The organism is Nocardia sp. NPDC057663 (assembly GCF_042799895.1).
GTDB lineage: Bacteria > Actinomycetota > Actinomycetes > Mycobacteriales > Mycobacteriaceae > Nocardia.
The window spans coordinates 107,904-114,581 of record NZ_JBHVHX010000021.1; the positions used below are offsets into that span (position 1 = coordinate 107,904).

At 68.4% G+C, this 6,678-nt stretch carries 5 protein-coding genes; 2 read left to right on the forward strand and 3 right to left on the reverse strand.

Translation table 11 applies throughout. The features are described from left to right. Positions 1–163: 163 nt before the first annotated feature. Complete coding sequence (locus tag ACFVAV_RS30170) at positions 164–1,222, forward strand: class I SAM-dependent methyltransferase (RefSeq protein ID WP_379038969.1); 1,059 nt, start codon at positions 164–166, stop codon at positions 1,220–1,222. Here ACFVAV_RS30170 and ACFVAV_RS30175 read toward each other — a convergent pair. Together ACFVAV_RS30175 and ACFVAV_RS30180 are read right to left on the reverse strand one after the other, a co-directional pair. After that, on the reverse strand, positions 1,204–4,530 hold the full coding sequence (locus ACFVAV_RS30175) for a DEAD/DEAH box helicase (protein ID WP_379038970.1): 3,327 nt from the start codon (positions 4,528–4,530) through the stop codon (positions 1,204–1,206). The genes ACFVAV_RS30170 and ACFVAV_RS30175 overlap by 19 nt on opposite strands. A gap of 93 nt (positions 4,531–4,623) precedes the next feature. Next, positions 4,624–4,878 (reverse strand): hypothetical protein, encoded by a 255-nt coding sequence (locus ACFVAV_RS30180; protein ID WP_379038971.1) that lies wholly within the window; start codon positions 4,876–4,878, stop codon positions 4,624–4,626. A gap of 153 nt (positions 4,879–5,031) precedes the next feature. Between ACFVAV_RS30180 and ACFVAV_RS30185 the strand changes: the two genes are divergently transcribed. Beyond that, positions 5,032–5,640: a hypothetical protein gene (locus ACFVAV_RS30185; protein WP_379038972.1), complete on the forward strand. Its 609-nt coding sequence runs from the start codon at positions 5,032–5,034 to the stop codon at positions 5,638–5,640. A gap of 59 nt (positions 5,641–5,699) precedes the next feature. On the opposite strand, the gene ACFVAV_RS30190 is transcribed toward ACFVAV_RS30185, so the two are convergent. Then, on the reverse strand, positions 5,700–6,245 hold the full coding sequence (locus ACFVAV_RS30190; RefSeq protein WP_379038973.1) for a vancomycin high temperature exclusion protein: 546 nt from the start codon (positions 6,243–6,245) through the stop codon (positions 5,700–5,702). Positions 6,246–6,678: the final 433 nt, after the last annotated feature.

Consider the following 6,678-nt stretch of genomic DNA (forward strand, 5'->3'; position numbering starts at 1 on the left):
GCCACCGCCGGTCCGATCACCGGGGAAACGCATCGACCAGTGTTCCGCAAACCTTCGGCAATGGATAGGCCGGTGATCGAATCGTCGACCGGTCCCGGATGAACCCTCCGACTCGCCGTTGCGTAGTTCGTGGCAACGGATCGGCACCACGAAAGGACCGGCAGTGAGCGCAGCGGAGCAGACCAGTGAGCAGTTCGCCGACCGGTTGTTCGGGGCGGCGCTCGGCACCATCGACCTCCTGGCGGTACACCTCGGCGATCGGCTCGGCTGGTATCGGGCTCTGGCCGACGGCGGCCCCGCCGACGCGGTCGAGCTGACCGAGCGCGCAGGCGGCGACCTCCGATACGCCCAGGAGTGGCTGGAGCAGCAGGCCGCGACCGGTATGCTGACCGTCGGCGACGACGGCAGGTTCGCACTCCCCGTCGGCGCCGCGGAGGTACTGACCGACTCGAACAGTCTCAATTACCTTGCGCCCCTGGCCCGAATGCTCGCCGGTGCCGCCGTGCAGCTGCCCGCGCTGGTGCGCGCCTACCGCGACGGTGGTGGCGTCGGCTGGTCCGAATACGGCGCCGACATGCGCGAATCGCAGTCCGACCTGAACCGCCCCTGGTTCGAACACCGCCTGGCCACCGACCTCGCCGGTGTCGAGGACGTGCACGCGATCCTGTCCCGCCCCGGCGCCCGCGTCGCCGATGTCGGTTCCGGCGGCGGCTGGTCGTCGATCGCACTGGCCCGCGCCTACCCCGAGCTGACGGTCGACGGCTACGACATCGACCAGCCCTCGGTCGAGATGGCCCGCGACAACGCCCGCGACCTCGGCGATCGTGTCCGCTTCCAGCACGCCGACGCGGCGACGGACCTCCCCGAATCCACCTACGACGCGGTCTTCGCCTTCGAATGCCTGCACGACATGCCGCACCCGGTGGAGGTGCTAGCCGCAGTGCGCAGATCCCTGCGCCCGGGCGGCGCGGCGATCGTGATGGACGAAGCCGTCGCCCCGGAGTTCACCGCACCGGCCAGCGATATCGACCGCCTCATGTACGGCTTCAGCCTGCTGATCTGCCTGCCCGACGGCATGGCGCACCCCGGTTCGGCGGGCACCGGCACCGTCATGCGCACCGCGAAGCTGGCGGACTACGCCGCCCAGGCGGGCTTCGCCGCCGTCGACGTCCTCCCGATCGAGGAGTTCGGCTTCTGGCGCTTCTACCGGCTGACGGCCTGATGCACCGGCTCGTCCTGCACGGTCCACACCGCGGCGAGATCCTCGAAATACCGCTGGCTGCTCCACAATCGGTAGTTGCCGATCACGTAGACCCGCCGCCGCGCCCGCGACACCGCCGCGTTGAGCACATTCGGATTCGTCGCGGCCCAGCGCCGTGACCCACCCGCCGCGGGGGAGGTGCCGAGGATCAGCACGACCACCTCGGCCGAATTGCCGTGCATCGCATGGACAGTCCCCACCTGGTGCGTGGCGAACTCCGCTCCGAGAACCTCGCGCGCGATCTCCCGCGCACCCCGCGCGACATCGCGGAACGGACTCACCACCCGGATATCGCCGGGGAAAACGCCGTCTTTGGCCAGCTGGGCGAGCAGCCCGGCGAGCGCCTCACCTTCCCCGGGAATCCAATTACCTTCGGCCCGTACGGATCTGACGTCGATCCACCGATTCCGCCCGGGAAACTCCGGCCGGTCCGGCGTGCCGAAGATCAGCAGGTCGTCGTCATAGGCGATGCGGTGGGTCAACTCGAAGATCGGCAGGTCGCTACGCCGATGCACCCGCAGCGGCGCCCCGACCCACACGGGTTGGGCCTCATCGGCCGGTGTCAACCAGGTTCCGTACCGCACGCCGCGATCGGCGGCCCGGCGCGCCGAGGTCAGATCCGGCATCCATTCCGGATCGAGTCCGTACTGCCGCACCAGCGCCTCCTGCGCCGACGTCGGCAGCGTCCCCACCGGCCCCAGCTGACGATGATCGCCCACGATCACCGCCCGCCGCGTCCGCCAGAGTCCACCCGCCACCGACTGCGGCGCGGCCTGCCCCGCATCGTCGACGAACAGCCAGCCCAGCGCTTCCCGCCCGAGCCCGGCGAACAACCGTGGCGCGGCGGTGAACGTCGTCGCGACCAGCGGCACCGCGAGAAACAGCGTCTGCCACGCGGCCGCAACGGTTTCCGGCTTCGGCTCGTCGGCCAACTCGCCCCGGATCAGCGCGATGGCGACGATCAGGTTGTCGCGCACCCGCGACCCGGCATTGAGCAGGAACGCCCGATGCAACCGCAGCGCGGACAGGAACAGCTCGCGCCGGGCAGTGGCGTACTGCTCGTCGGCCCACGGATTGCACAGCTGGAACTGCTCGTCGTCACCGGCGGCATCGCCGAACGGAATGGTATCCGACCAGTTCTCCCGCGCCCGCTCGATGATCTCCAGCGCGCCCTCGCGCCGGGTCGTCAACTCCAGATGATCGCGGATGAGCCGTCGCCCGTGTTCGGCCGCGGCCGCCCATTCCCCGCGCGTGTACTCGACCTCGGTCTGCCGCCGCCGCATCTCCGATTCGGCGATATGCCGTTCGCGCAGTAGCTCATTGCTTCTGGCGCTCCACCGCCGTCCGGCCCGGAACCCGGTCGACAGCGAAGCCAGGAACCCCGGCTTCTGTCCACCGTGCTCGCCGAGCAACATGCCGACCCGATGCTGGGTCGCCTGCGCGGCCCGCAGATGCTCGGTAGCCAGCTGATGGCGTTCCCGCCAATGCGCGTGTGCCGTATCGGCATTCGCGATCTCCGCCGCCATCGAGTGCAGGCGTTCGTGCACGGTCGGCAGGTCGGCGACCGCGTCGGCGACATCCTGACGCTCCTGCGCCAGCCTGCGCACCTCGGCGCGCCGACCGGCGAAGTCCCGCACCGCCGTCGACCAGTCCGGCACCGAATCCGGTTCTGCCTCAGCCCGTTTGAGAACATTCAGCATGCCGCCCGCGGTCGAGCCGGACGTGCGCTCTTCGGTGAACCGCTCGCCGAACCAGAACCGCTCACCGAAAGTCCGCCGCGCGTCGCCCAGTGCCGCGGCGACCAATCCCCACGCGGGTTCGTCGCCGACGAGATCGGCCAGTTCGGTGAAGTGGTTCACCTCGCAATCAACGGCCTCGCGACGCTGGACCTCGGTGACGACGTCGGCCGCGGCTTCCTCGCTGCCCGTCGTCAGCACCACTTCGAACCCGGTGACATTGTGCGCCAGCCGATGCGCGCCCACCGTGTAGTTCTTCGCGACCTGCACCTGCTCGGTGATGCCGGTGAACACGTCCAGGGGATCGTCGAATGTCGCCAGCTGCGCGGCCCGTTCGACGATGATCCCCGCCAGCAGGTCACGCAGCATCGTCGTCGTGCCGGTACCCGGCGCGCCGTGCACCGCGAAGATCCCTGCGCCGTCCCGTAATCCGGCCATCGCCCGATCAACCGCGAACTGCTGGCCCGACACCAGCGGATCGCCCGGCCACCGTCCATCCGGAACCAGATGGGGGAGCAGGCCTTCGACGACCACATCCTGGCGCTGGCGGACATCGATCCGCTCGTCGACCGGCAGTGTCTCGGTGGCCGCGAGGTAATCCTGTAGCGCCGCACCGATATCGCCGCGTTCGACCGCCGCCGCCAGCGCGGCGAGATCCTCGCCGAGACCGCTGTTCAGCCGATCCTCGGTGGCGATGCTGTCGGCGTCGCGTGCCGCGACCTGGACACACGCGACGCGAATCCCACCCGCGCGCAGCTCCGACCGAATCCCCAGTGCCCCACACAGTTCGCCGGTGAAAGTATGCAGATCACGACCGGTGAGACACGGTGCTTCGGGCTGTTCCTCCGGGTCCTGAGGCAGGAGCCGCTCGGCGAACGCCAGCGCGGACATCCCGGCGAGCCCGGGGGAGATGACCCCGTCCGCACCCGCCGCGATGAGCGAAGCCCCCACGCCACGGCCCGCCACGTCGAACGCCCGCCACCGTGGCGACTCGTGCACGTGCTCGGTGCCGGCCGCCGCGGCCTCCCGCGTCAAAGTATCGAAGGCGGCGGTGAAAGCCGCCGAATCATGGTCGAACCCCTCGGCCCAGCCACTGTCCGCCGGACCGGGCGACCGCAGTCGATTCACCGCCCAGGCCAGCCCCGACAATGTCGCCGAACCCCCGGCGACCACACCGTCGTCGGTCACCGTCACCGCGAAAGCGGCTGTCATACCGGCCCGCCGGGCATCGGCCTCGAGCCGATCCTCCCCGAACGCCCGAACCAGCGCCTCGCGCGCCCGCCCCACCCCGAACAAGCCGCCGTACACTACGAACTGCCACACTCGCCCCGGCTTCAACGCGGGCAGTGCGGCCAGGTCTTCCCACGGCGCGAGATCATCCGGCGCCGGCTCGACGACCATCCCGTCGTCGGGCAGCGCGCCGACGTCGGGAACACGATGCGGACCGAACAACTCCACGGTCTGCCAGAAACGTACGAGCCGCGCGGCATGCTCGGATCCGCCCACGATGCACCCCAATCCGTCGGCCATCATGCTGACAACCCCGATCACGGTACGCGATCGCGATCCCGCCAGTGCGGCAGCCCGATGGTCCCGCCCGACAAGGCGAGACCATCGGCGCTGGTCCTACAGCCGCGGCAGGCAGCCGGCCGCCCGCATCCGCGCCGCCAGCGACGACGACACCAGCGCGCTCGACCCACTGCCACCGCCCAGCGCGACGAGCACGTCACCACCGAGCCCGGCGCCGACCGAACACCCGAGCACGGTCACATCGATGTAGATGTTCTCCTTCTGCTCCGGCTCCGCGGCGGCGGAACCCGCCCCCGCAACTGTGGCAGCCGCAACAGCCAGACTGACCGCTACTGCCTTGACGATTCGCACAATGTCCTCCTGGAAAGCGCTGATCAGCGCTGTGATTGGAATCGGTCCTCGCTGCTCCCGGACCGACGGATAGTGTTGACCGTTCTCTTACCGTGGAAACGTTTTCGGTGAAACTCCGTTGACGCCGACCCGCGCCGACCGCACGCTGACCAGGTGAACGAACTCGACAGTGCCGCCGACCGCTTCGCGGTGGGTGACCTCGCCGGCGAAGACCTGCCGATGGTGGCCGCCGAGGCGCTGGCCCGTGGCCACGACACCCCGGCCCTGGTCGAGCTCGCCTGCCTGCATCGAACCGACACCCGCGACGCACCCGCCCTGTTCCGCGCCGCGCTGGCCGAACTCGGGCTCGTCGCGGACACCGAGGCGACATGGTCGGCGCGCGAGGTCGACGTGCGGTTACGTCGGGTCAAGAAGGACGCGGCAGGCTTGCTCGCGGGCGAAGGGGTCTACGTCGAGCAGGTGAGCCGAATAGCGTCTGAGCTGTACCACCTCGCTGTCACGCCGGAAGCCGGTAGCGCTGATCTGGCTACCGATTTCGATGGCTTCTACTGGGGTCTCGAGGACAACTATTGGGACCCCGATGTGCTTCGCGACTCGATCCACGAGGGGTGCCGGACTCTGTTGGCCGGCCCGCCCTGGATCCAGTCAAAGGACGTCCCTGTCGCGCCCCCACCGCCAACCCCGCCGAAGGACGTCCCTGTCGCGCTCCCGCCACCAACCCCGTCGAGGTGGTGGCAGAAGCTGTTCCGCTCATCTACGTAGCGGCACTGCCAGGTGACGTAGCAACACGGCCTGACTCGACGCGTCCAACTCTGGAAACCTCAGCGCAGCACCATCTCCGCGACGGCTTTGGGCGCCGCGAGCCACTCCCTGATGTTGTTGCGCACCTCGGTGCTACGCCGGCAATCGCAGTACGCGACCACCCCGTCGGCCTCGATCCCCGCCGCACGGCACAACGCGACAGCCCGCGGCAGATGCTGATACTGACTGACGATGATCGCCCGCTCGATCCCGTACATCGACCGCGCCCGCTCACAGGTCTCCCGCGTCGACAGCCCTTCTCCATCAGACCGCACGATCGCCGGATCAATTCCTTTGGCCAGCAGATACCGGGTCATGGAAGCGATCTCGTCACCTGAGGTCCCACCTGCGTCCCCCGACAGCAGTATCTCGCCGGCCTTCCCCGCGGCCACCAGTTCGATGGCGACATCGAGCCTGCCCTGGAGATACGCCATAGGAGTGCCATCCGTTGCGACCCTCGCTCCGGGAACAATCACGACCGGAGCCCCCGGCGCTCCCGCCACATCACTCCGATGGCCGGACGACATGGCCCACATGGCCGCATTCGCGCCCGCGGTGACGAGCACCAACCCACCCGCCACGACCAACCCGGCTCTGAGTACCCGGCGCAGTCGTCGCCGCTTCCCACTTTGTATCGCCATCGCCGACCCTCCCTTTGTCGCGTCCCCGAGCCACCGTACCGGCCGGTGGTTCGTGACAGCACGGGCGAAACATCCCCTGACTAGGGAATTTGACATTGCATTTGTCGACACGTAAATTAATTCCAGTCAGAGCGACACGGACACCGACCCGGTACCGAGTACCAGGGAAACGAGGTTGGACGATGAGCGCCGACAGCATCAAGTAAGAAGGCTCACCTGAACCGGATTTGCATCCGGATGCAGGCATGGGCTAAGTTTGAACCCTGCCTCGCTGAAGCCCCTTCGAAATGTTGCGGGTAGAAGCTTGTGCGTGTGTTCTTTGAGAACTCAATAGTGTGTCGATGAATGTCAGTGCCAA

Excerpts from the sequence above, each read along its gene's own strand:
- ACFVAV_RS30175 (WP_379038970.1), bottom strand. The coding sequence starts at position 4,530 with ATGATGGCCGACGGATTGGGGTGCATCGTGGGCGGATCCGAGCATGCC.